The organism is Inhella crocodyli (assembly GCF_004004565.1).
Taxonomy (GTDB): domain Bacteria; phylum Pseudomonadota; class Gammaproteobacteria; order Burkholderiales; family Burkholderiaceae_C; genus Inhella; species Inhella crocodyli.
Genome location: NZ_SACM01000001.1, coordinates 711092 through 734058 on the forward strand (window position 1 = coordinate 711092; position 22967 = coordinate 734058).

Below are 22967 nucleotides of genomic sequence, written 5' to 3' on the forward strand. Positions count from 1 at the left end.
ATCCAGTTCGTCAGGAGCGTAACGCGTGAACCCCAGCTTGACCCCCCGCCAGCAGCAGATTTTCGACTTGGTTCGCCGCTCGATCGAACGCACCGGAACGCCACCCACGCGCGCCGAAATTGCGCAAACCCTGGGCTTCAAGTCCCCCAACGCAGCCGAGGAGCACCTGCAGGCCCTGGCCCGCAAAGGCGTCATCGAACTGGTGAGCGGCACATCGCGAGGCATCCGCCTCAAGGCAGACACCCTGCGTGCGATGCGCCGCAAGCCTGCTCACGCCGACCAACTGGACCTGCCGATACCCAGTTTGGCCCAACTGACCCTGCCCCTCATCGGCCGCGTCGCAGCTGGTTCGCCCATCTTGGCGCAGGAGCATGTCGAGCAGCAGTACGCCGTGAGTCCCAGCCTGTTCAGCGCCCAACCGGACTACCTGCTTCGCGTGCGAGGCCTGTCCATGCGGGACGCGGGCATCCTGGACGGCGATTTGCTGGCCGTGAAGCGCACGAGCGAGGCCCGCAATGGGCAAATCGTGGTGGCTCGCCTCGGCGACGAGGTGACGGTGAAACGATGGCAACGCCAGGGCGATGAGGCCTGGCTCCTGCCCGAGAACCCCGACTTTCAACCGATTCGGGTGCCGCACGAGGGTTTCAGCCTAGAAGGCCTCGCGGTTGGTTTGGTGCGCGGCGCCTTGAACGGCTGATTGGCACAACTCGGCGTCACGGGTTGGCGTCGAGATTCCTTGACGGCCGAGTGGCTTCGGCGGAACAAAGAAAAAGGGCCTGCTCGTTGAGCAGGCCCTTTCAAACTTTGGCGGAGTGGACGGGACTCGAACCCGCGACCCCCGGCGTGACAGGCCGGTATTCTAACCGACTGAACTACCACTCCGCGTCGGGGCTGCGTTCGCAACTTGCGTTGCCGGTGCTGCCAGACCAATCTAATTTTTGGCGTCCCCTAGGGGATTCGAACCCCTGTTACAACCGTGAAAGGGTCGTGTCCTAGGCCTCTAGACGAAGGGGACAAATCCTTCAACCTTGAACTGCGCGCCACCAGAAAATTGGTGGAGGTAAGCGGGATCGAACCGCTGACCTCTTGCATGCCATGCAAGCGCTCTCCCAGCTGAGCTATACCCCCTTGGTGAACCGCATCATCAACTGTCGTTGCTGCTGCGTTTCGCTTTAGGCGTCGCGCTGTTCAAGCGAGAAAGAGACTATAGCGCGAATCTCAAACAGATTGCAAGCGTTCCATCAAAATTTTTTGATTGAACAGTGCCAAGCATTGGTCGATCGCGGGCGTCTGGGACCTCCCGAAAGCCGCCACTCGCACGGGAATGGCCAACTGCGGCATCTTCAGCCCATGGGCGGCAAGCACCGATTTGAACGCCGCCGAGACGCCGGCGGGCGTCCATTCAGCCTCTTTCAACGCTGCGGCCAAGGCATGCACCGCAGGGCGCACCGCCTCCGTCAGGTGCTGGGCACGCTCGGCCTCGGGCACCTGCACGTCACCGTAGTAAGCCGCCAACCAATCGGCCAGTTGCTCCAGCGTGCTGCAGCGCTCCTTGAACAGGTCGCATTGCGCCGCCACAGGCGCCTCGCTGGGCACTTCCAAGCCCCGCGCGGCGAGGCGAGGCAACACCAGGGCCGCCAAGCGCTCGCCGGTGGCGGCCTTGAGGTACTGCGCGTTGACCCACTCCAGCTTCGCCGGGTCCCACTGGGCCGGGCTCTTGCTCAAGTGGGTGCCATCGAACCAAGCCACCAATTGGTCCCGACCGAAGATCTCGTCGTTCCCATGGCTCCAACCCAAGCGGGCCAGGTAGTTCAGCATGGCCTCGGGCAAGTACCCCGCCTCTTCGTAGGCCGTCACGCTGACCGCCCCCCGGCGCTTGGACAGCTTTTGCCCGTCGTCGCCCAGGATCACTGGCATGTGGCCGAACTGCGGCAGCGGCGCGCCCAGGGCATTGAACAGGTTGATTTGCCAGGGCGTGTTGTTGATGTGCTCGTCGCCGCGGAACACATGGCTGATCTTCATGTCCCAGTCGTCCACCACCACGGCGAAGTTGTAGGTGGGCACGCCGTCGGGTCGCACCAAGATCAAGTCGTCGATCTCGCGGTTCCCAATCCGGATCTCGCCCTTCACCAGGTCCTGCCAAACGACCTCCCCGTCCAGGGGGTTCTTGAAACGCACCACCGGCGACACGCCAGCAGGCGGCGAGGGCAGCACCTTGCCAGGCTCCGGGCGCCAGCGGCCGTCGTACCGCCGCTTCTCTCCGCGCGCCTCTTGCCCGGCCTTCATGGCCTCCAGTTCTTCCGGCGTTGCGTAGCAGCGGTAGGCCTTGCCCTCCGCGATCAACTGCTCCGCCACCGCCTGGTAGCGCTCGAGGCGCTGCATTTGGTAGACCGGCCCCTCGTCGTAGTCCAGGCCCAACCAATGCATCGAAGCGAGGATCTGATCGACCGAGTCCTGCGTCGAGCGGGCCACATCGGTGTCCTCGATGCGCAGCACGAACTGGCCACCGTGGTGACGCGCGTAGGCCCAAGAGTAAAGCGCGGTGCGCGCCGTGCCCAAGTGAAGGAATCCCGTCGGCGACGGGGCAATGCGGGTGCGAATCATGGGGTGAGCATCTGGGCCAGTTCGGCCTTGAGGTCGTCGATGTGTTCGAGGCCCACGGCCAGGCGGATCAGCCCCTGGCCAATCCCAGCCGCCTGTCGCTGCGGCTCGGTCAGGCGCCCGTGGGACGTGCTGGACGGGTGGGTGACGGTGGTCTTGGTATCGCCCAAGTTGGCGGTGATCGACAAGTACCGAGTCCGGTCGATGACCGCGAACGCGCGTGCGCGGTCGGCATCGGGGTCAAGACCAGCCCCCACGTCGAAGGACACCACGGCACCGCCCAAGCCCGACTGCTGCACCATGGCCAACGCGTGTTGGGGATGGTTGCCGAGCCCGGGGTAATGCACCCGGCGGACCGCAGGTTGCTCCAACAGCCACTGGGCGACTGCCAGGGCGTTGGCGCATTGCGCCTTCATGCGAATGTCCAAGGTCTCCAGCCCTTTCAACACGACCCAAGCGTTGAAGGGCGACAACGACATGCCTGCGCTGCGAAGCACCGGGGTCAAGGTCTTGTCAATCAAGGCTTGGGAAGCGCACAAGGCGCCGGCGATCACGCGCCCCTGCCCATCGAGGTACTTGGTGCCGGAGTGGATCACCACATCGGCACCCATGCTCAATGGGCGTTGTAACGCCGGCGTGGCGAAGCAGTTGTCCACCGCGAGCAAGGCCCCTGCGCCGTGGGCCAGGTCGGCCAAGGCCCGGATGTCGCAGACTTCGGTCAAGGGGTTGGTCGGCGATTCGGCCATCAGCAAGCGCGTGGTGGGCCGCAAGGCCGCTCGCCACTCGGCCACATCGGTCTGCGAAACGAAGGTCGACTCCACGCCGAACTTGCCCATCTCGCTCTGCAAGAGCTTGATGGTCGATCCGAACACGCTGCGCGAGCACACGACGTGATCGCCCGCCTTCAAGACCCCCATGCAAAGCAGCAAGATGGCGGCCATGCCGGAACTGGTGGCGATGCACGCTTCGGCGCCTTCCAGCGCCGCCAAGCGACGCTCCATCATCGTGACCGTGGGGTTGGAGAAGCGGCTGTAGACGTAGCCCTCCTCTTCCCCCGCGAACCGAGCCGCTGCGGTCGCGGCGTTGGGGTGGCAGAAGCTGCTGGTCAGCAGCAGGGCTTCACTGTTTTCGCCCCAAGGACTCGCGGGCAGGCCCTCGCGCACCGCCAGGGTGTCGCGGTGCAGGCCTTCGGGCAGATGACGCTGGCTCATTCCTTTTGCGACTGCAGCGCCAAACGGCCGCTGTCGGTCCCTTCATCGTCTTGGCTCTTGGGACGTTGCGCTTGCAGCGCGGCAATCTCGCCGTCGCCGATGTCCCCCGTGATGTAGCAGCCATCGAAGCAAGACGCTTCGAACCCATTGAGCGCAGGCTGCAAGGCAGCCACAACGCGCTTCATGGCGTCAACGTCTTGGTAGATCAGGGCGTCGGCGCCGATGTAGGCCCGGATCTCCTCGTTCGTCCGGCCGTGCGCGATCAACTCCTCCGAGGTGGGCATGTCGATGCCGTACACGTTCGGGAAGCGAACGGGCGGGGCGGCCGAGGCCATGTAGACCTTCACAGCGCCAGCCTCGCGCGCCATGGCCACGATCTCTTTCGAGGTGGTGCCGCGCACGATCGAGTCGTCCACCAGCAGCACGCGGCGGCCCTTGAACTCTTGCGCGATGGCGTTGAGCTTTTGGCGCACCGACTTCTTGCGCACGCCCTGCCCCGGCATGATGAAGGTGCGACCCACGTAGCGGTTCTTGACGAAGCCCTCGCGGTAGGGACGCCCGATGCGGTGCGCCAGTTGCATGGCCGACGGGCGGCTGCTCTCCGGGATGGGGATGACGACGTCGATTTCCTGCGGCGGGATGGTCGACAGCACGCGCTGTGCCAAGGTCTCGCCCATGTTCAGGCGTGCTTGGTAGACCGACACGCCGTCCATCACCGAATCGGGCCGGGCCAGGTACACGAACTCGAACATGCAAGGGTTTAGGGTCGGGGCTTCGGCGCACTGGCGGGTGTGCAGTTGCCCTTGGGTGTCGATGAACAGGGCCTCGCCCGGCGCCACGTCGCGCTCCAGTTTGAATCCCGTTCCTTCGAGCGTGACACTCTCGCTGGCCACCATCCACTCGCCGTCCTGCCCGCGCCCGAAGCACAAGGGCCGAATGCCATAGGGGTCGCGGAAGGCCAGCAAGCCGTGGCCGGCGATGAGGGCGATCACGGCGTAGGAGCCGCGCAGGCGTCGGTGCACCGCGCGCACCGCCTCGAAGATGGCGTCGTGCGTGAGCGGCAGGTCGCGGGCCACGGATTCCAACTCGTGGGCAACGACGTTGATCAGGACCTCGGTGTCGCTCTCGGTGTTGATGTGACGCCGGTCCAGCGCGAACAACTCCTCTCGCAGGCTGCTCGGGTTCGTCAGGTTGCCGTTGTGCACCAAGACCAGGCCGAAGGGCGCGTTGACGTAGAAGGGCTGGGCCTCTTCTTCACTGTGCGCGTTGCCTGCCGTGGGGTAGCGGACCTGTCCCAGGCCGATCTTGCCGGGCAGGCCGCGCATGTTCCGGGTGCGAAACACGTCGCGAACCATGCCTTTGGCCTTGTGCATGAAGCACTTGGTGCCGTCCATGGTCACGATGCCGGCCGCATCTTGACCACGGTGCTGCAGCAGCAGCAGCGCGTCGTACAACAGTTGATTGACGGGTTGGTGGGACAGCGCCCCCACGATGCCACACATGGCGTGTCTCCTCAGGTCGTTGGCGACTCGGCGGGCGCGGTTGGCGCCACCAAGCGGTGCAAATCGTTCGGTAGCAGCGGTGCCAGCCCTTGAAGGGTGGCGGCCAGCCAGGGGCGCAGAAGGGAGTCCTTCCACACCGAATGTTCTTTGAAGGGCGTCAATCCGACCAGCACCGCGGCGAGCAGGCAAAGCAGCCCCCCACGGAGCAAGCCGAAGCCGGCCCCCAGCAGGCGGTCGAACCCCTGCAGGGGCGTGGCATGCAACAGGACGCGAACCAGTCGGGCCACCAAGCCGCACAGCACCAGCACCAACAAGAAGGCCAAGACGATCGCCGCCAGGGATTGCCATCCGGCTTCGGCGCTGCGCTCGGGCAGCCACCCGGCCACGACCGGGGCCAACCAAGGCGCCGCGATGTAAGCGACCACCCAAGCGGCCAGCGACAAGGCCTCGAACACCAAGCCACGCCAGGCCCCAACCCCCACCGACACCAACACCACGGCCAGCAGCGCGAGGTCCGCCCAGGTCAGCAGGATGTCCTGCCCAGGGCTCATAGCGTCAAGACCTTGCCCGCCAAACCCACCGACTGGGCCGCTGCCGCGGCCTTGTCGGCCTCGGCCTTGGTCGCGAATGGGCCGAGCCGCACGCGAATGCGATCGCCTTCCTTGGTTTGGGCGACCTGTGCGTAGGTCTTCAGGCCTTTGCGTTCCAGGCGTTGACGGGCCTCTTGGGCCGACTTCTTGTCGGCGAAGGCGCCCACTTGCACGACGAAGCGGGCCTCGGCTGCGGCCTTGGCCGTCGCAGCCGAGGCACGGGAGGCGGGCGCAGCGGCGGCGGCTTCGGGTTCTGTAGAAGGCCCCTTCGTGACCTCCTCGGCAGCCGTCGCTGGTTCCACAACCGGCTCGGCCACCTGCGCTTGGGCCGCTTCCGGCAAGCTGGCTGGCAGGGCCGGCGCCGCGCTGGTCCGGGGGGCAGGCGCCGCGTCCTGGCTGGGGATCACGATGGGCAAGTCCATCGGAACGGGGCGAGGCTGGGTTTCGAACACCAGCGGGAAGGCGACGATGCCGATGCCCACCAAAACCGCCGCACCGATCAGGCGATGCCGCGCACGCTGCCGCAGCAGCTGGACCTGCTCGGCGTGGTCGGCTTGCGCCGCCTTGGCGCCCCGCTTTCGCGGGCTGGGAGAGTCACCGGGCGCCGACGACGCCGGCTCGCGCCGAAAAAAGGACAACAGGCCCATCGGGAACAGTCTGAAAGAGGGATTCGAGGGCGGGGCGTGGAATCACACCGCGCTGGTCGCGGCCCCTCCGGCGGCGCCGCGCAACCCGGCCATGACGCCCCCCACCGTGAAGAACGAACCGAAGACCACGATTCTATCGGCGGGCTCGCTCAGGGCCTTGGCAGCACACAGGGCCAGCCAGGGGTCGGCATGCTGACTGACCTGAACCTGCTGGGTCAGTTGGAGCGAGGGCCGCAAGGCCTCGAAACGGGCGGACAAGTCGGCCGCCGATGCCGCGCGCGGCGTGGGCAGGTTGCAGAAGTGCCAGTGGTCGACCCAGGGCGCGATCTTGGCGATGACCTCGTCCAGGGCTTTGTCGCCCATGGCCCCAAACACGGCATGCGTTCGGGGCGAGAAACCCATCTGGTCCAAGTTTTGCGCCAGGGTGGCCACCGCGTGCGGGTTGTGGGCCACGTCCAGCACCACGGCCGGCTGCCCCGGCAGCACCTGAAAGCGGCCGGGCAGCTCGACCATGGCCAGCCCGGATCGAACGGCTTGGGCGCTGACTGGCAAGCGGTCGCTCAGGGCCTCCAGCGCAGCCAAGACCCCTGCCGCGTTGAGCAATTGGTTGGCGCCCCGCAGTGCCGGGTAGGCCAAGCCAGCGAAGCGCTTGGTGCGACCTTGCCAGCGCCACTGCTGCCGGTCGCCGTCGAACGCGAAATCCCGGCCCGACAGCCGCAGGTCGGCCCCCACCCGGGCGGCTTCGGTCGCGATGCTGGCCGGCGGCAGGGGGTCGGAACAGACCGCTGGCTTGCCCGGCCGCAAGATGCCGGCCTTTTCCCGTCCGATGCTTTCCCGGTCCGGACCGAGGTACTCCATGTGGTCCAGGTCGATGCTGGTGATCACCGACACGTCGGGGTCGAAGGCATTGACCGCGTCCAGCCGCCCGCCCAAGCCCACCTCGAGAATGACCAGGTCCAAGGGCTCGTGCGCCAAGCGCCGCAAGATCGCCAAGGTGGTGAACTCGAAGTAGGTCAAGGCCAGGTCGCCCCGTGCCGCCTCCACCGCCTCGAAGTGCGGCAACAGCGACTCGGCGCTCACCGACTGGCCCCCGACGCGGCAGCGCTCTTCAAAGTCCATGAAATGCGGCTTGATGTACAGGCCGACGCGGTAGCCCGCCTGCAGGGCGATGCTCTCCAGCATGGCGCAAGTGCTGCCCTTGCCATTGGTACCAGCCACGGTGATCACGGGGGCCGAGAAACGAAGGCCCAAGGCATCGCGCAGGCGCTCGACCCGAGACAGGCCCATGTCGATGGTTTTGGGGTGCAGGCGCTCGCAGTGGGCGAGCCAATCGGACAAAGTTTTCATGGCGCAAAAAAGGCCAGGGGAACCCTGGCCTTGGTGGGTTGGGGGCGCAGGCGCTCAGGCCACCGCGTCGGCGCTTTGGCGCTGCAGCATGGCCAAGCTGCTGGCGATGGTGGCGCGCAGTTCGCGGCGGTCGACGATCAGGTCCACCGCGCCCTTTTCCATCAGGAACTCGGCGCGCTGGAAGCCCGGGGGCAGCTTCTCGCGGACGGTGTTCTCGATCACGCGGGGACCGGCGAAGCCAATCAGGGCCTTGGGCTCGGCGATGACGATGTCACCCACGAACGCGAAACTGGCCGACACGCCGCCCATGGTGGGGTCGGTCAGCACGCTCACGTAGGGCAACTTGGCGCGCGCCAACGCGCCCAGGGCGGCGTTGCACTTGGCCATTTGCATCAGGCTCAGCAGGCCTTCTTGCATCCGGGCGCCGCCGGTGGCGGTGAAGCAGATGAAGGGCGTCTTCTGCTCGACGGCGGTTTGCACGCCGCGGGCGAAACGCTCACCGACCACCGAGCCCATGGAACCGCCCATGAACTCGAACTCGAAGCAAGCCGCCACCACGGGCACGCTCATCACGGCGCCGCCCATCACCACGAGGGCGTCGGTTTCGCCGGTAGCTTCCAGCGCTTCTTGCAGGCGCTGCGGGTACTTCTTGCTGTCCTTGAATTTCAGGGCATCGACGGGCAGCACCTCTTGGCCGACCTCGTAGCGGCCTTCCCCGTCCAAGAACGCATTGAGGCGCGCACGGGCCCCGATGCGGTGGTGGTGGCTGCACTTGGGGCACACGTTTTGGTTCTGCTCCAAGTCCGCCTTGTAGAGCACGGTTTCGCAGCTGGGGCACTTGGTCCACAAGCCTTCCGGCACTTGGCGGCGATCGGCGGGATCGCTGTGCTGAATCTTGGGGGGCAGCAGTTTGTCGAGCCAACTCATCGTTCAGGTCTCCTGGCCATCAAGGGCCTTGCGGATGCCGGCGAGGAACTCGCGCAGCTCAAGCGCCGCATTATCCGGCCCGGCGCGCTCCACCAACTGAACCAGGGCGGAACCGATGACCACGGCGTCGGCCACTTGCGCCACGGCCTGGGCGCTGGCCGCATCGCGGATGCCGAAGCCCACGCCGATCGGAAGGCTCAGGTGCGCCCGCAGGCGCGGGAACACCTCGGCCACCGCGGCCACGTCCAGGTGGCCGGCGCCCGTCACGCCGCGCAGGCTGACGTAATAGACATAGCCGCTGGCCAACTGCGCCACCTGACGGATGCGCTCGTCGGACGAGGTGGGCGCCAACAAAAAGATGGGGTCCAAGCCTTCGGCCTTCATGGCCTGCGAGAACGGCGCGGCTTCCTCTGGCGGGTAATCCACCACCAGCACCCCGTCAACGCCCGCGGCCTTGGCTTGGCGCGCAAAGCTCGGCAGGCCCAGTCGCTCGATCGGGTTCGCGTAGCCCATCAGCACGACCGGCGTGCGGGTGTTGGTGGCGCGGAAGGCCTGAACCAGGGCCAGCACATCGACCATGCGGACCTTGTGCACCAAGGCGCGCTCGGCGGCGCGCTGGATCACCGGGCCGTCGGCCATGGGGTCGCTGAAGGGCACGCCCAGTTCGATCACGTCGGCCCCGCCCGCCACCAGGGCGTGCATCAGGTCCACGGTCAGGGTCGGGTGCGGATCGCCCGCGGTGATGTAGGGGATCAGCGCCTTGCGGCCTTGCGCCTTGAGCGCGCTCAAGGTGGTGGCGATGCGGCTCATTTCACGCTCCGCAGGAAGGTCACGCCCTTGGCCTCTTCGCCACGGCAGGAAGGCCGGCAGTAGAAGCTGCTGCCCGACAGGTCGGCCACGGTGCCGATGTCCTTGTCGCCGCGGCCGCTGAGGTTCACCAGCAGCACTTGGTCCTTGGCCATCGAGGGCGCGATCTTCATCGCGTGCGCCAAGGCGTGGCTGCTTTCCAGCGCCGGGATGATGCCCTCGGTGCGGCACAGGCGGTGGAAGGCGTCCAAGGCCTCGGCGTCGGTGGCACCCACGTACTCGGCGCGGCCGATGTCCTTCAAGTAGGCGTGCTCGGGGCCCACGCCGGGGTAATCCAGACCAGCGCTGATGGAGTGGGTTTCGATGATCTGCCCGCCTTCGTCTTGCAGCAGGTAGGTGCGGTTGCCGTGGAGCACGCCCGGGCTGCCGGCGCTGAGCGTGGCGGCGTGGTGGCCGGTGTCGATGCCGCGGCCGGCGGCTTCAACGCCGATCAAACGCACCCCCTCGTGCGGCACGTAGGGGTAGAAGATGCCCATGGCGTTGCTGCCGCCGCCGACGCAGGCGATGACGGCGTCCGGTTGGCGGCCGACCATGTCGGGCATCTGCACCAGGCATTCGTCGCCAATGACGCGCTGGAAATCGCGCACCAGCATGGGGTAAGGGTGTGGCCCGGCCACGGTGCCAATGATGTAGAAGGTGTTTTCGACGTTGGTGACCCAGTCGCGCATCGCTTCGTTGAGCGCGTCCTTCAAGGTCTTGCTGCCGCTTTCCACGGGCACGACGGTGGCGCCCAGCAACTGCATGCGGTAGACGTTGGGCGACTGCCGCTTGACGTCCTCGGCGCCCATGTACACCACGCACTCCAGGCCGTAGCGCGCGCACACGGTGGCGGTGGCCACGCCGTGCTGGCCGGCGCCGGTCTCGGCAATGATGCGCGGCTTGCCCATGCGGCGTGCCAGCAGCACCTGGCCGATCGTGTTGTTGACCTTGTGCGCGCCCGTGTGGTTCAGGTCTTCGCGCTTGAGGTAGATCTGCGCACCGCCCAGTTCACGGCTCAGTCGTTCGGCGTGGTAAATCGGGCTGGGACGACCAACGAAGTGGGCCAACTCCTTGCGGAACTCGGCCTGGAACTCGGCATCGTGCTGGTACTTGGCGTAGGCCTGCTCGAGTTCGTCGAGCGCATGCATCAAGGTCTCGGCGACAAAGCGGCCACCGTAGCTGGTGCCCGAGGGGGTCGGGCCAAAGTGCCCGCGCGCGTCGGGCTGGTCGTACTGCAACATGGAAAGGTCCCTTCAGAGGGCGGCGTCGGCGGCGCGAACGGCGGCGCAAAACGCGTGGATCAGGTCAGGGTCTTTGACCCCACGGGAGGATTCGACGCCCGAGGAGACGTCAACGGCCCAAGGCCGCACCTGCCGGATGCCATCGCCGACGTTGGCTGCATTCAACCCACCAGACAAAACGACCGGACGGGTTGCGTTTGGTGCGAGCAGTGACCAATCGAATACCTTTCCACCGCCCCCGTAGCCGTCCACCGGCGCGTCCAACAGCAGCGCCTGGGCCCGAGGGAACCGAGCGGCGCAGTCTACCAACTGGGTGTCGGGACCGACGGCCACGGCCCGCAGGTAGGGCCGCTGCCACCGCTCGCACGCCTCGGGCGACTCGTCGCCATGGAACTGGAGCAGCAGGCCGGGGATGGCCTCCAGTGCAGCCGCGATGTCGGCCTCGGCCGCATTGACGAACAAGCCCACGGGCGTGACGAAGGGCGGCAAGCGTTCGGCCAAGGCCACAGCCTGCGCCAAGGTCACGGCACGCACGCTGGGCGCGTAAAACACAAACCCAATCGCATCGGCACCGGCTTGCACCACCGCATCCACGGTGTCGGGCGTTCTCAGGCCGCAGATCTTGATGCGGGTTCGGGCGTTCATGGCAACCAGTCCATCGCGGGGGTGTGGGTGGGCAGTTGGCGCTCGGCGTCGTACTGCGGGCCCAGAAAGTAGAGCCCATCCGGCGCGAAGGTCGGCGCGGCCGCCGTGCGGTCGCGGCTGGCCAGAACCTCGCCCATCCAAACCGGGGGACGGCTGCCCTGCCCCACGGCAATCAGTCCGCCCATCAGGTTGCGGATCATGTGGTGGAGAAAGGCATTGGCCTCGAAGTCGAAGCGCCAGTAGGCGCCACGGCGGCGGATGTCGATGGCGGACAAGGTCTTGATCGGCGACAGGGCCTGGCAGCCGGCGGCGCGAAAGGCACTGAAGTCGTGTTCGCCAATCAACAGCGCTGCCGCATCTTGCATGGCCTGCAGTGCCAGCGGGCGGAACACCCAGCCCACGGCCTGAGCCTCCATGGCAGGTCGCACGGGCGACTCGAGCAGGACGTAGGCGTAGCGGCGGCGCCGGGCGTGGTTGCGGGCGTGGAAGTCGTCCCCCGGGAAGGCCGACCACTGCACGGCAATGTCCGGCGGCAAGTACCGGTTCACGCCACGGACCCATCCAAAAGCGTCGCGCTCCCGCGAGGTGTCGAAATGCACCACCTGGTTGAGGCCATGCACCCCGGCATCGGTGCGGCCAGCGCACAGCGTCTTGATGGGCTCGTCGGCAAACTGCGACAGCGCCCGTTCCACGTGGTCCTGAACGGTCTGGCCGTTGGGTTGGGACTGCCATCCCCAATAGGCCGTGCCACGGTAGGCGATGCCCAGGGCAATGCGGGTCATGCGTCGGTCGCCGAATGAAAAAGGGCGCCGCGAACGGCGCCCTGGTGGCGGTCCAGCGCCATCAGCGCAAGCTGTCGAGCAAGGCCTTGGCCTTCTCGTACAAGGGACCGCTGTCCACTTGGTTGATCAGCTCCTGCAACACGTCGCGAGCCCCTTCCACGTCGCCGATCTGGCGGAACTCCTCGGCCAGTTCCAGCTGGCGCGTGAGCGGATCGCCGTCGTCATTGGCCAGGTCCTGCACCGCGTCGATCAGGCTGTCGCCGCCCACCTTGGCACGCTGCTCGGCATTGTCCAGGGGCTGACCCATCGTGCTCGGCGACTCGGTGCTCGCCTCGAAGTCGAGGTCGTCGAGCTTGAAGTCGAGGGCATTGCCCTGGCTGGCGGCCGGCGCTGGCGCATCCAACTCCATCGGCATGGTCAGATCGGGGCCCTTGGCCGGCGCAGGAGCGGGCTCGGGCGCGCCGAGATCGAGGTCGAGGTCCAGGCTGCTGTCGGCCGCCAGCTCGGGCTGGTTGGCAAAGGTCTCGGTCGTGGCGCCAGCCAGCGCGGTCACGGCCGCCGGCAGGGTGCTGGCGTCCATGGGCTCGGGGCGCGGCGCTTCGTCGTCGAACATGGAGCGCGGGCCGCCGCCCGGCTGGTACAGCGGGTTCTCGGCGTCGATGCCGCGGCCCATCTCCTGGGCCTTCAGCCAGTCCTCGCCCTGCCCCTTGCTTTCGGCGTACAGCTGCAAGGCGAGTTGCTCGTAGCCCCGGACGTCGCGGCGCTTGGCATAGACCTCCAACAGCTTCAGTCGGATCGCCGTGCGCTCCGGCTGGCTGCGCAGCGCCTCTTTCAAGATCTCTTCGGCTTGCAGGTCGCGGCCGTAGGCCAAGTACACATCGGCCTCGGCCACGGGGTCGACGTCACCGTGCGCATCCAACTGGCTCAAGGAGTAGGACATCGACGAGACGCCGCTGGCGCCGTCGCGCGTGTCGACCCGCTGACCGCCCGTCACTCCGAAGAAGGAATCGGGTTGCAAACGGCTCTCGCCGAACATGGTCTCGCGGCCCTGGTCGAGCTTGGGCTTGCGCGTGGCACGCCAGCCTGCGAAGCCCAAGGCCCCCAGCAGACCGATGCCCAAAGCGGCGCCCACCGGCGTCTTGAGCCAGCCCATGACGCCATCGTCGGCTTCGGCCGCCGGGGCCGGGGCCGCCGGAATCGGCTTGGGCTTGCTCGCAGCCAACGGTGCCGATGCGACGGCACTGGCGGCTTTGGGCAGCGACGCCGGCAAGGCGATGGCCGATGCGGCCGCGGGCAGGGACGCCGCCGGGGCCCCGGGCTTGGCGGCCTCCGACAGCTTTTGCAGGTCTTGGACGTTGCGGGTCAGCGCGGCCACGCTGTCGGCCGGCTTCGACGCGGGAGCGGCCGGCGCTGGCGCCGGCGCGGACGCCACGGGCGCCGGCTTGCTCAGGGTCAAGCGGTCGCCCGTGGGGGCCGCGGGTTTGCTTTCTTGCACCTGGGCTTGCACGGCCCCTTTGGTGCTGCGCTCCGGCTCGGCGGGCAACTTGGGCGCCGCGCTCGCGAGGCCCTGGCGGGCGTTGTCGAAGTCGGCGCTGTGCGCCTTGACGACCTGGCGTGCCTCGGCCGCCGCGATGGACGCGGCCTCCGCGCCGGGCACCTTGAGACGGGCCCCCGCGCGCAGCAGGTTCATGTTGTTGTTCAGGAAGGCGTCTGGGTTGCCGCGGTACAGCGCCACGAGCATTTGGTCGAGCGAAACGCCGGGTTGCAGGTGGCGCGACGCGATGCGCGACAGGGACTCGCCCCCACGAACCACCACCGTGCCATCGGCCGGGGCTGCCGGGCGCGGCGCCGGTGCCGGTGCCGACGCGGGCGGTGAGGCTGCACGTTCAGCCTGCACAGGCGCAGAACGCGCCGCAGGTGCGGCCACCGGCGCCGCTGGCGCCGGTGGTGCCGAGACCACGGGGGCCACGGGCGCCGACTCGGGCGCGCGGGCCATGCGGTTGGGCGGGTCGAACAGCAGGGTGTATTCGCGCGTCAGGCGACCGCTGGACCAACTGATGTCCAAGACCACGTCGACGAAGGGCTCTTGCACCGCCCGATCGCTGGCCAAGCGCAGCACGCTGCGACCGTCGTTGCGCTTGATCAGTTGCACCTGGGTGCCCGACAGCACGGCGTTGTAGTCCAGGCCGTTGCTGCGATAGACATCCGGCGAGGCCACGCGCACCCGCAGGCTGGCGGCTTCCTCGGGGCTGAGGCTGGTGAGCTCGATCTCCGCCCGGAGGGTCTCCCCCAGGGCCGATTGCACGTTCAGTCGCCCCAGGCCCAGGGCATGGCTGGCGCCAGCCGACAGGGTCAGACTGGCCGCCAAAGCCAATTGCGACAACGAGAAGCGCGCGCGGCGCGAGAGATCTTGGTTCAAAGCGTCCCCCATCGCCCATGCCGGGAAACGACCCGGCTTCAGGCGAAATTGCAATGGCATCAAGCATATCCGCTGTACACCTGAGAAAACGCCTGCAAAGCTGGGCTTGCAGGCGTTCACCGACGGGGGTTTGCCCCAGGGTCCAGCGGGAGGGATCAGCGCTCGATCAGGATGCGCAGCATGCGGCGCAACGGCTCGGCCGCGCCCCACAGCAATTGGTCACCAATCGTGAACGCGCCCAGGTACTCGGGGCCCATGGCCAGCTTGCGCAGGCGGCCGACCGGGATGGTGAGCGTGCCGGTGATCGCCACGGGGGTCAGGTCGCGGATCGTGGCCTCGCGGGTGTTGGGCACCACCTTCACCCAGGCGTTGTCGGCGGCGATCATGGCCTCGATCTCGTCCAGCGGCACGTCCTTCTTGAGCTTGAAGGTCAGCGCTTGGCTGTGGCAGCGCATGGCCCCAATGCGGACGCAAAAGCCATCGACCGGGATCGCGTTGGCGCTTGACCCGAGGATCTTGTTGGTCTCGGCCATGCCCTTCCACTCTTCCTTGGACATGCCGTTGCCGAGGTCCTTGTCGATCCAAGGAATGAGCGAGCCGCCCAGCGGCACGCCAAAGTTGGCGGTTTCGGCCGCCGTCAGCGAGCGCTGCTTGTCAACGATGCGGCGGTCGATCTCGAGGATGGCGCTCTTGGGGTCGTCCAGCAGGGCCTTGACCTCGGCGTTCAGCGTGCCGTACTGCGTGAGCAGTTCGCGCATGTGCTGGGCGCCGCCACCGCTGGCCGCTTGGTAGGTTTGGGTGCTCATCCACTCGACCAAACCGGCCTTGTAGAGCGCGCCCACGCCCATGAGCATGCAACTGACCGTGCAGTTGCCGCCGATCCAGTTGTTGCCGCCCTGGGCCAGGGCTTGGTCGATCACCGGGCGGTTGACCGGGTCGAGCACGATGACAGCGTCGTCGGCCATGCGCAGGCTGCTGGCGGCGTCGATCCAGTGCCCCGTCCAACCGGCAGCGCGAAGCTTGGGGTACACCTCGTTGGTGTAGTCGCCGCCTTGGCAGGTGATGACGACGTCGCAGCGCTTGAGCTGCTCGATGTCGTGCGCATCCTGCAAGGTGGTTTCGTTCTTGGCTTGCGCCGGGGCTTTGCCGCCGGCGTTGCTGGTGCTGAAGAACAGGGGTTCGATCAGGTCGAAGTCTTTTTCGGCGGTCATCCGGTCCATCAGCACCGAACCCACCATCCCACGCCAGCCCACCAGGCCCACCAAGGTCGTCATCACCGCTCCAAAAACAAGAAAAACACGCCTAACGCATCAACCCAGCGCTTGGAGGACAGCGTCCCCCATCGCCTGGGTGCCCACCCGCTCACAGCCTTCGCTCCAGATGTCGCCGGTGCGCAGGCCTTGGGCCAGCACGGCCTGCACGGCCGCTTCGATGCGGTCGGCGGCCTCGCCCCAGCCCAGGGTGTAGCGGCACATCATCGCCGCACTCAAGATCGTGGCCAGCGGGTTGGCGATGCCCTTGCCCGCGATGTCGGGGGCGCTGCCGTGGCTGGGCTCGTACAGGCCCTTGTTGGCCTTGTCGAGCGAGGCCGAGGGCAGCATGCCGATGGAGCCGGTGAGCATGGCGGCCTCGTCGGACAGGATGTCGCCGAACAGGTTGCCGGTGACGATCACGTCGAAAGCCTTGGGCGCCTTCACGAGTTGCATGGCGGCGTTGTCCACGTACATGTGGTCCAGGGCCACGTCGGGGTACTGCTGGTGCACGTCGATCACCACGTCGCGCCAGAACTGCGAGGTTTCCAGCACATTGGCCTTGTCCACGCTGGTGACCTTGCCGCGGCGCTTGCGCGCCGCCTGGAAGGCCACGTGGGCGATGCGCTCGACTTCCGGACGGCTGTAGCGCATGGTGTCAAAAGCCTCGTCGGCCCCGGGGAAGTGCCCGTCCACGGCCGTGCGGCGGCCGCGCGGGGTGCCGAAGTAGATGTCGCCGGTCAACTCGCGCAGGATGAGGATGTCCAGCCCCGCCACCAGCTCGGGCTTGAGGCTGCTGGCGTGCGTCAGCTGCGGGTAGCACAGGGCCGGGCGCAGGTTGGCGAACAGGCCCAGGTGCTTGCGCAGGCCCAAGATCGCCTGCTCCGGACGCAGCGGGCGGTCGAGCTTGTCGTACTTCCAATCGCCCACGGCGCCGAAGAGCACGGCGTCGGCGCGCTGCGCCAGGGCCAGGGTGCTTTCGGGCAGCGGATGGCCGGCCGCCTCGTAGGCGGCACCGCCCACGGGGGCGGTTTCCAGGGCGATCGGCAGCTTCAGGGCCTTCAGGATCTTGACGGCCTCGGCCATGATTTCGGGGCCGATGCCGTCGCCGGGCAGCACGGCGATGAGTTTGGTGGCGCTCATGCGGTCAGTTCTCGCTTCAACCAGGGTTTGGCGGCCAGGCGCTTCGCTTGGAAGGCCTCGATGTCGGCCGCGTGCTGCAGGGTCAGGCCGATTTCGTCCAGGCCGTTGAGCAGGCAGTGCTTGCGGAAGGGCTCGACGTCAAAGGCGTGCTCAACGCCTTCGGGCGTCACCACCACCTGGCGCGCCAAGTCGATGGCCAGTTGGTAGCCCGGCGTGGCGTGCACAGCTTGGAACAAGGCGTCGACCACAGCCTCGGGCAAGACGATGGGCAGCAAGCCGTTCTTGAAGCAGTTGTTGAAGAAGATGTCGGCAAAGCTGGGCGCGATGACGGCGCGGATGCCGTACTGCTGAATGGCCCAGGGCGCGTGCTCGCGGCTGGAGCCACAGCCGAAGTTGGCGCGGGCGAGCATCACGCTGGCACCGGCGTAGCGCGGCTGGTTGAGCACGAACGCGGGGTTCGGCTTGCGGCTGGCCGGGTCTTGGCCGGGCTCGCCCTTGTCGAGGTAGCGCCACTCGTCGAACAGGTTGGGACCGAAGCCCGTGCGCTGGATCGACTTGAGGAACTGCTTGGGGATGATGGCGTCGGTGTCGACGTTCGCGCGGTCGATGGGAACGACCAGGCCCTGGTGCTGGGTGAAGGCTTGCATCACTTCTCCATGCCCAGGGCTCGGCCCTGGGCGGTTTACTTCTTGGCGGCTTCTTCGAGCTTCTCGCCGGCCTTCTTCACGTCCTTGCCAATGCCTTGCATGGTGTTGCAGGCGCTCAGGCTGACGAGGGCGAAGGCGGCGATGGCGGTGAGGATCAGGCGTTGCATGGTGGCGTCCGGTTCAAGGGAACAAGGAAGCCGCCATTGTCGTTAGGCGAGCTGGCGAACGTCGACGAAACGGCCTTTCATGGCCGCCGCCGCGGCCATGGCCGGGCTGACGAGGTGGGTGCGACCGCCAGCGCCCTGGCGCCCTTCGAAATTGCGGTTGCTGGTGCTGGCGCAACGCTCGCCCGGCTCCAAGCGGTCGGCATTCATGGCCAGGCACATCGAGCACCCGGGTTCGCGCCACTCAAAGCCGGCGGCCTTGAACACGCGGTCCAGGCCTTCGGCCTCGGCCTGCGCCTTCACCAGGCCCGAACCGGGCACCACGAGCGCCAGCTTGATGCCCTTGGCCACGCTGCCCCCGATGCGCTGCACCACGGCCGCGGCCTCGCGCAGGTCTTCGATGCGGCTGTTGGTGCAGGAGCCGATGAACACCTTGTCCGGCGCGATGGAGCCGATGCGCTGGTGCGGCTGCAGGCCCATGTAGCTGAGCGCGCGCTGTGTGGCGTCGCGCTTCACGGCGTCGGCCTCGCGCAAGGGGTCGGGGGTGAAGGCGTCGATGGGCAGGACCATCTCGGGACTGGTGCCCCAGCTGACTTGGGGCGCCACGGCGCTCGCGTCGATTTCGACGACCGCGTCGAAGTGCGCACCGTCGTCGCTGACCAGGGTGCGCCAATAGGCCTCGGCCTGGGCCCACTCGTCACCCTGCGGCGACAGGGGACGGTCCTTCAGGTAAGCGATCGTGGTGTCGTCCACGCCCACCAAGCCGGCACGGGCGCCGGCTTCGATGGCCATGTTGCACACGGTCATGCGGCCTTCCATGCTCAGGGCCTGGATGCCCTCGCCAGCGAACTCGATGGTGTAGCCCGTGCCGCCGGCCGTGCCGATCTTGCCGATGATGGCCAGCACCAGGTCCTTGGCCGTCACCCCCGGTTGCAAGCGGCCGTTGACCTGCACGCGCATGTTCTTGGCTTTTTTGGCCACCAGGCACTGCGTGGCCAGCACGTGCTCCACCTCGCTGGTGCCGATGCCATGGGCCAGGGCGGCAAAGGCGCCGTGCGTGGAGGTGTGGCTGTCGCCGCAAACCACGGTCATGCCCGGCAGCGTGGCGCCCTGCTCGGGGCCGATGACGTGCACGATGCCTTGGCGGCGGTCGTTCATCTTGAACTGACGGATGCCGTGCTTGTCGCAGTTGGCGTCCAGGGTGTCGACCTGCAGCTTGCTGATGGGGTCGGCGATGCCCGCGGCACGGTCGGTCGTGGGCACGTTGTGGTCGCTGACCGCCAAGTTGGCGGCCAAGCGCCAGACCTTGCGCCCGGCCAGGGCCAGGCCTTCGAACGCCTGCGGGCTGGTGACTTCGTGCACCAGGTGGCGGTCGATGTAGATCAGGGCGGTGCCGTCCGGCTCGGTTCGGACAACGTGCTCGTCCCAGAGCTTGTCGTACAGGGTCTTGGCGGTCATGCAGAAACGAAGGTGAATCAGGTCGAAGACGGGGCGCGGCGTTTGGACTTGGCCGCGGCCGGGACAGGGGCCGGCACGGGTTCGGGCTCGGCGGGAAGCAGCTTGGCCTGGGCTTGGGCCAACGCGGCCGCGGCCGCGGCCGCGGCCTGGGGCGGGCACAGCGCGTCCACAAAGCGCTGCACCACGGCCGACAGGCTTTGCTGGCGCGGCACGGCGACACGGTACTCGCGCGCGGCCCACGGTTCCTGCAGGCTGAGTTGTTGCACCGCGAAGACTTGCGCGAAGCGCTCGGCCGGGCCCTGCGGCAGCACGGCAACGCCCAAGCCGGCTTCCACCAACTGGGCGATGGCGTCGAAGCCGCGCACTTGCAGGCGGGCCTTGAGCGTCTTGCCCACCAGCGCCGCCTGTTCGCGCATCACCTCTTGGGCCGCGGCCCCGGCGTGCAGGCCGACGAGGTCGTACTCCAACAGGTCTGAGAAGCGAACGCTGCCGCGGTCGGCCAGCGGGTGCCCGCGGGGCACCAGCACCGACAAGCGGGCGAAGCGGTAGCTGCGGGTGTCCAGGCGGTTGTCCAGCACCGGCGGCGTGAAGATGCCCACGTCGGCCCGGCCCTCGGCCACCGCGGCTTGCACCTCGGCGCTGGTGAGGTCTTCGAGGCTGATGCGAATCTGCGGGTGGCGGTTGCTGAAGCTGGCCAAGTCGGCCGGCAGGCACTCGGCGATGGCACCCCCGTTGGCCACGATGCGCAAGTGGCCCTTGATGCCACGCGCGAACTCCACGACCTCGGACTCCATCGCGTGCAGGCTGGCCTGCAAGGTCCGGATGTGGCGCACCAAGGCCCGGCCGGCCTCGGTGGGCTCGACGCCCCGGGCGCGCCGCTCAAAAAGCTTGACGCCGAGGCGCAGTTCCAGGTCGGCCAATCGCTTGCTCGCGGCCGCCAGGGCCAGGTGTTCGGCCTTGGCGCCGGCCGTGATCGAGCGCGTGCGCTCGATGGCCAGCACGAGGTGGAGGGTGGTGAGGTCGAGGCGCATGACGTTCACTTTAAACCTTCGTGAGTTAGGTAGGCTTCGGCAGATTACCGCTGAATACTGCAAAAAACACGAAGGCTAAACCCTAAAAACTTGGGCCGCACTGCATCCAAATGGTGCGACGCTGCGGACACCCCTGCCAATGTCCCCTGCCGCCGTGCCGGGTCCCCAACCTCCCATTCTTTTGTTGGAGCTTTCATGTTGAAGACCGCGATGCGCGCCCTGCCCCTCTCTGGGCTGGCTTTGGTGACGGCGCTGCTGCCCGGGTGGGTGGCGGCCGCCAACCTCTCGGTTCAGGTGCTGGACCGCGAGGGCAAGCCGCTGCGCGATGCCGTGGTCATCGCCGAATCCAGCCAGTCGGGCCCACGGCCAACGCCGCCCGCCGAGGTGACCGTGACGCAGGAGAAGATGAAGTTCATTCCCGCGGTCAGCGTGGTGCACCTGAGCACCAAGGTGCGCTTCACCAACCAAGACACTTGGGACCACCACGTCAAAGGCGGTGTCATCCAGACGGGCAACCGCTACGCCAAGCCCGACGAGGGCTATGCCTTTCGACTGGCGGGTCGCAAAAGCGACCGGGCACCGAGCAGTGCCACGCAGAGCTACACGGAAGTCGGCCCGCAACTGCTGGGCTGCCACCTGCACGGCAGCATGCAAGGGCACCTGTACGTGACCGATTCGCCCTGGTCGGGCGTGACCGACGCCGAGGGTCGCGTGGAGCTGAGCAACGTGCCTTACGGGCCGGCGCGGGTTCGCGTATGGCACCCCGACGAGCTGGTGCCCACGCCCGTTCAGGCCGTGGTGATGACCGACGCGCTGGGCCCGGTCAAGGTCGCGACCCAAATCCAAGCCCGCCGCAAGCGCAGCACCGAGCCCATGCCCCTGCCCGGCTACTGAGCCCTCGGCGCGCTGTCGGCCAGGGCCCGCACGCCGCGCACGGTGTTGCGGGTGTGGGCCCCCAAGTGGGCGAGCAATCGGGCCACGGCCTCTTGCATGGCCTCGCGCTGGGCTTGCAATTGGCGGCGCATGTCGGCGTCCAGATCGATCTGCCCCTCTTGGGCGCCGAAGTCGAAGGCCGGGTCCAGCACGTAGCGCGCTGGCGCGCCCACCACGATGGCCGCGTCGGTCGCCGGCCCGGCCGCATGGGCCTCCGCCGCCACGACCTCGCGCAGGTACTGATCGTGCCAAGCGGGGTAGCTGCCGTCGCGCGTCACGTCGCGCAAGGCACGCTCGTTGGCCGTGTCCTCGCCGGCTTGGGCGGCCGCCAGCAGGCGACGGGTTTGGAAGTTCTCCAGCACGAAGTGGCGGTTGCTCTGCAACACGACCAAGCCGGCCTTGCGGTCGGGCCAGCCGAGCTTGTCCAGCACGTTGGCCCACAGCATGCCCGGCAAGCGCTCACCGGGGGCCGCGCTGGCGTGGTACGGCTGGGTCAGGTCTTGCACGTAGTGCAGGGCCAAGCCGGTGAACCGCCAGCCCCAGTACGCATGGCCGGTGCGAAAGGCCAAGGCCGCCAGCGTCGTGTACTGGTGCACGCGCAACTGGGCGAAGCTGCGCGCAAAGGCGGGGGCCAGGGTGTTGAACACGGCCCCTTGGTGGAAAAAGCCCATGTGGAACGGCGCTTGGCTGCTGATCCGAATGGCCGGGTTGCCAAAGGGCTGCACCCCGAAGCCCAAGCCACCGCCGCCGGCGTTGTCGTCGAACAGGTCGATGTCGTAGCCGTAGTCGGGCTCGTCGCTGGCCGAGGCCAGCACCGCCAGCACCGGCACGGGCTGACCCGGTGCGACGGCGACGAAGCGCTGCGTGGCCCCCTTGCTCGGGGCCACGCTGGCCACGGCCTCGGGGGCCAGTGGGGGCCCATCGGCGGTGCGCTCGGGGTGGCGCGGATCGACCTGCACGAACAGCGCGAAGGCGGCTTGGGGCGACAGGCGCAGGGCGCGGGCGAAGGCGCTGCGGCGCTCGGCCTCGTCGGCTTCGGGCCGCCAAGCCCAACGCAGGCCCTCGGGCCGCGGGGTGTAGGCGCGGATGTGCGCCCGGGCCCAGGCCTCCTGCGCGTCGGTCAAGGCGGCGATGGCCGGGCCTTGGGCGCGCAAGAAGGCGTCCAGGGGCTCGGCCGGCACCGCCGGCGCCGAAGCAACCTCCGGCCAGGCCTCCAAGGCCCGGTAGCTCAACAGCGCGTGGTTGCCCCAGGCGTGCGCAAATGAGGCCAAGCCGGCCGCGCCACTCAAGAGGACGCCCATCAGGGCACGCTGCCAAGCCCGCATGCGTTGAGCGCTCCGTTCAGACGGGGGCCGGTGGCAGCCGGTCTTCGGCGGGCGTGTCCACCGGCTGGACTTCGGGCTCGCTCCCGGCCGCCGCCTGGTGGGCCTTGCGCTGCGCCTTGTCGGCTTTCTTCTGTTTCTTTTGCAGCTCGCGCTGGCGCTTTTCGAACGAGTAATTTGGTTTGGCCACGGGGCCTCCTGTCTTGGGGTTCAGGGGCCACCATACCCCTTGGGGTGGCGCGGCGGCGCCACAGCGTGTGT

22 protein-coding genes and 3 tRNA genes are annotated in these 22967 nt (G+C 67.7%); 2 read left to right on the top strand and 23 right to left on the bottom strand.

Annotation, left to right across the window (positions count from 1 at the left end; genetic code table 11):
- Positions 1–25: 25 nt before the first annotated feature.
- Complete coding sequence (gene lexA / locus EOD73_RS03370; protein ID WP_127680854.1) at positions 26–697, top strand: transcriptional repressor LexA; 672 nt, start codon at positions 26–28, stop codon at positions 695–697.
- A 108-nt stretch (positions 698–805) separates the two neighbouring features.
- Here lexA and EOD73_RS03375 read toward each other — a convergent pair.
- The 21 genes from EOD73_RS03375 to EOD73_RS03475 form a co-directional block, all read right to left on the bottom strand.
- A tRNA-Asp gene (locus EOD73_RS03375) sits at positions 806–882 on the bottom strand.
- 57 nt (positions 883–939) lie between these two features.
- Positions 940–1015 (bottom strand) — tRNA-Glu (locus tag EOD73_RS03380).
- Positions 1016–1052: 37 nt separating this feature from the next.
- Positions 1053–1128 (bottom strand) — tRNA-Ala (locus tag EOD73_RS03385).
- 90 nt (positions 1129–1218) lie between these two features.
- Positions 1219–2604 carry a glutamate--tRNA ligase gene (gene gltX / locus EOD73_RS03390; RefSeq protein ID WP_127680856.1) on the bottom strand — a complete coding sequence of 462 codons (1386 nt, stop codon included), beginning with the start codon at positions 2602–2604 and terminating at the stop codon, positions 1219–1221.
- The gene (locus EOD73_RS03395) at positions 2601–3812 is read right to left on the bottom strand and encodes an O-succinylhomoserine sulfhydrylase (RefSeq protein ID WP_127680858.1); all 1212 of its coding nucleotides are present in this window, start codon (positions 3810–3812) and stop codon (positions 2601–2603) included. The genes gltX and EOD73_RS03395 overlap by 4 nt, the downstream gene beginning before the upstream one ends.
- On the bottom strand, positions 3809–5314 hold the full coding sequence (purF, locus tag EOD73_RS03400; RefSeq protein ID WP_127680860.1) for an amidophosphoribosyltransferase: 1506 nt from the start codon (positions 5312–5314) through the stop codon (positions 3809–3811). Before purF ends, EOD73_RS03395 begins: the two co-directional genes overlap by 4 nt.
- Positions 5315–5325: 11 nt before the next feature.
- Positions 5326–5865 carry a CvpA family protein gene (locus EOD73_RS03405; RefSeq protein ID WP_127680862.1) on the bottom strand — a complete coding sequence of 180 codons (540 nt, stop codon included), beginning with the start codon at positions 5863–5865 and terminating at the stop codon, positions 5326–5328.
- On the bottom strand, positions 5862–6551 hold the full coding sequence (locus EOD73_RS03410) for an SPOR domain-containing protein (protein ID WP_127680864.1): 690 nt from the start codon (positions 6549–6551) through the stop codon (positions 5862–5864). The genes EOD73_RS03405 and EOD73_RS03410 overlap by 4 nt, the downstream gene beginning before the upstream one ends.
- Before the next feature lie 42 nt (positions 6552–6593).
- The gene (gene folC / locus EOD73_RS03415; protein WP_127680866.1) at positions 6594–7898 is read right to left on the bottom strand and encodes a bifunctional tetrahydrofolate synthase/dihydrofolate synthase; all 1305 of its coding nucleotides are present in this window, start codon (positions 7896–7898) and stop codon (positions 6594–6596) included.
- Between the two features lie 54 nt (positions 7899–7952).
- On the bottom strand, positions 7953–8825 hold the full coding sequence (gene accD / locus EOD73_RS03420; protein WP_127680868.1) for an acetyl-CoA carboxylase, carboxyltransferase subunit beta: 873 nt from the start codon (positions 8823–8825) through the stop codon (positions 7953–7955).
- A 3-nt stretch (positions 8826–8828) separates the two neighbouring features.
- Positions 8829–9635 (bottom strand): tryptophan synthase subunit alpha, encoded by an 807-nt coding sequence (gene trpA, locus EOD73_RS03425; RefSeq protein ID WP_127680870.1) that lies wholly within the window; start codon positions 9633–9635, stop codon positions 8829–8831.
- Positions 9632–10912, bottom strand: coding sequence for a tryptophan synthase subunit beta (gene trpB, locus EOD73_RS03430; RefSeq protein WP_127680872.1), 1281 nt, complete (start codon positions 10910–10912; stop codon positions 9632–9634). Before trpB ends, trpA begins: the two co-directional genes overlap by 4 nt.
- Before the next feature lie 12 nt (positions 10913–10924).
- Positions 10925–11557, bottom strand: a complete 633-nt coding sequence (locus tag EOD73_RS03435) for a phosphoribosylanthranilate isomerase (RefSeq protein WP_127680874.1) — start codon at positions 11555–11557, stop codon at positions 10925–10927.
- Positions 11554–12339 carry a tRNA pseudouridine(38-40) synthase TruA gene (gene truA / locus EOD73_RS03440; protein ID WP_127680876.1) on the bottom strand — a complete coding sequence of 262 codons (786 nt, stop codon included), beginning with the start codon at positions 12337–12339 and terminating at the stop codon, positions 11554–11556. The genes EOD73_RS03435 and truA overlap by 4 nt, the downstream gene beginning before the upstream one ends.
- A gap of 61 nt (positions 12340–12400) precedes the next feature.
- The gene (locus EOD73_RS03445) at positions 12401–14758 is read right to left on the bottom strand and encodes a FimV/HubP family polar landmark protein (RefSeq protein ID WP_240660577.1); all 2358 of its coding nucleotides are present in this window, start codon (positions 14756–14758) and stop codon (positions 12401–12403) included.
- 155 nt (positions 14759–14913) lie between these two features.
- Complete coding sequence (asd, locus tag EOD73_RS03450; RefSeq protein ID WP_127680878.1) at positions 14914–16032, bottom strand: aspartate-semialdehyde dehydrogenase; 1119 nt, start codon at positions 16030–16032, stop codon at positions 14914–14916.
- A 36-nt stretch (positions 16033–16068) separates the two neighbouring features.
- Positions 16069–17151: a 3-isopropylmalate dehydrogenase gene (leuB, locus tag EOD73_RS03455; protein WP_127680879.1), complete on the bottom strand. Its 1083-nt coding sequence runs from the start codon at positions 17149–17151 to the stop codon at positions 16069–16071.
- Positions 17148–17798, bottom strand: coding sequence for a 3-isopropylmalate dehydratase small subunit (gene leuD, locus EOD73_RS03460; protein ID WP_127680880.1), 651 nt, complete (start codon positions 17796–17798; stop codon positions 17148–17150). The genes leuB and leuD overlap by 4 nt, the downstream gene beginning before the upstream one ends.
- Before the next feature lie 35 nt (positions 17799–17833).
- Positions 17834–17965 (bottom strand): entericidin A/B family lipoprotein, encoded by a 132-nt coding sequence (locus tag EOD73_RS03465; protein ID WP_127680881.1) that lies wholly within the window; start codon positions 17963–17965, stop codon positions 17834–17836.
- 42 nt (positions 17966–18007) lie between these two features.
- Positions 18008–19420, bottom strand: a complete 1413-nt coding sequence (gene leuC, locus EOD73_RS03470) for a 3-isopropylmalate dehydratase large subunit (RefSeq protein WP_127680882.1) — start codon at positions 19418–19420, stop codon at positions 18008–18010.
- A 17-nt stretch (positions 19421–19437) separates the two neighbouring features.
- On the bottom strand, positions 19438–20451 hold the full coding sequence (locus EOD73_RS03475) for a LysR family transcriptional regulator (RefSeq protein ID WP_127680883.1): 1014 nt from the start codon (positions 20449–20451) through the stop codon (positions 19438–19440).
- Between the two features lie 195 nt (positions 20452–20646).
- Here EOD73_RS03475 and EOD73_RS03480 point away from each other — a divergent pair, with 195 nt between their 5' ends.
- Entirely contained in the window at positions 20647–21345 is a 699-nt protein-coding gene (locus tag EOD73_RS03480; protein ID WP_127680884.1) for a cupredoxin domain-containing protein, read from the top strand.
- Here the strand turns inward: EOD73_RS03480 and EOD73_RS03485 are convergent.
- Together EOD73_RS03485 and EOD73_RS17515 are read right to left on the bottom strand one after the other, a co-directional pair.
- Positions 21339–22685, bottom strand: a complete 1347-nt coding sequence (locus EOD73_RS03485; protein WP_164845936.1) for a phospholipase C/P1 nuclease family protein — start codon at positions 22683–22685, stop codon at positions 21339–21341. The two genes, EOD73_RS03480 and EOD73_RS03485, sit on opposite strands and share 7 nt — an antisense overlap.
- A gap of 40 nt (positions 22686–22725) precedes the next feature.
- Entirely contained in the window at positions 22726–22896 is a 171-nt protein-coding gene (locus EOD73_RS17515; protein ID WP_164845937.1) for a hypothetical protein, read from the bottom strand.
- Between the last annotated feature and the right edge of the window lie 71 nt (positions 22897–22967).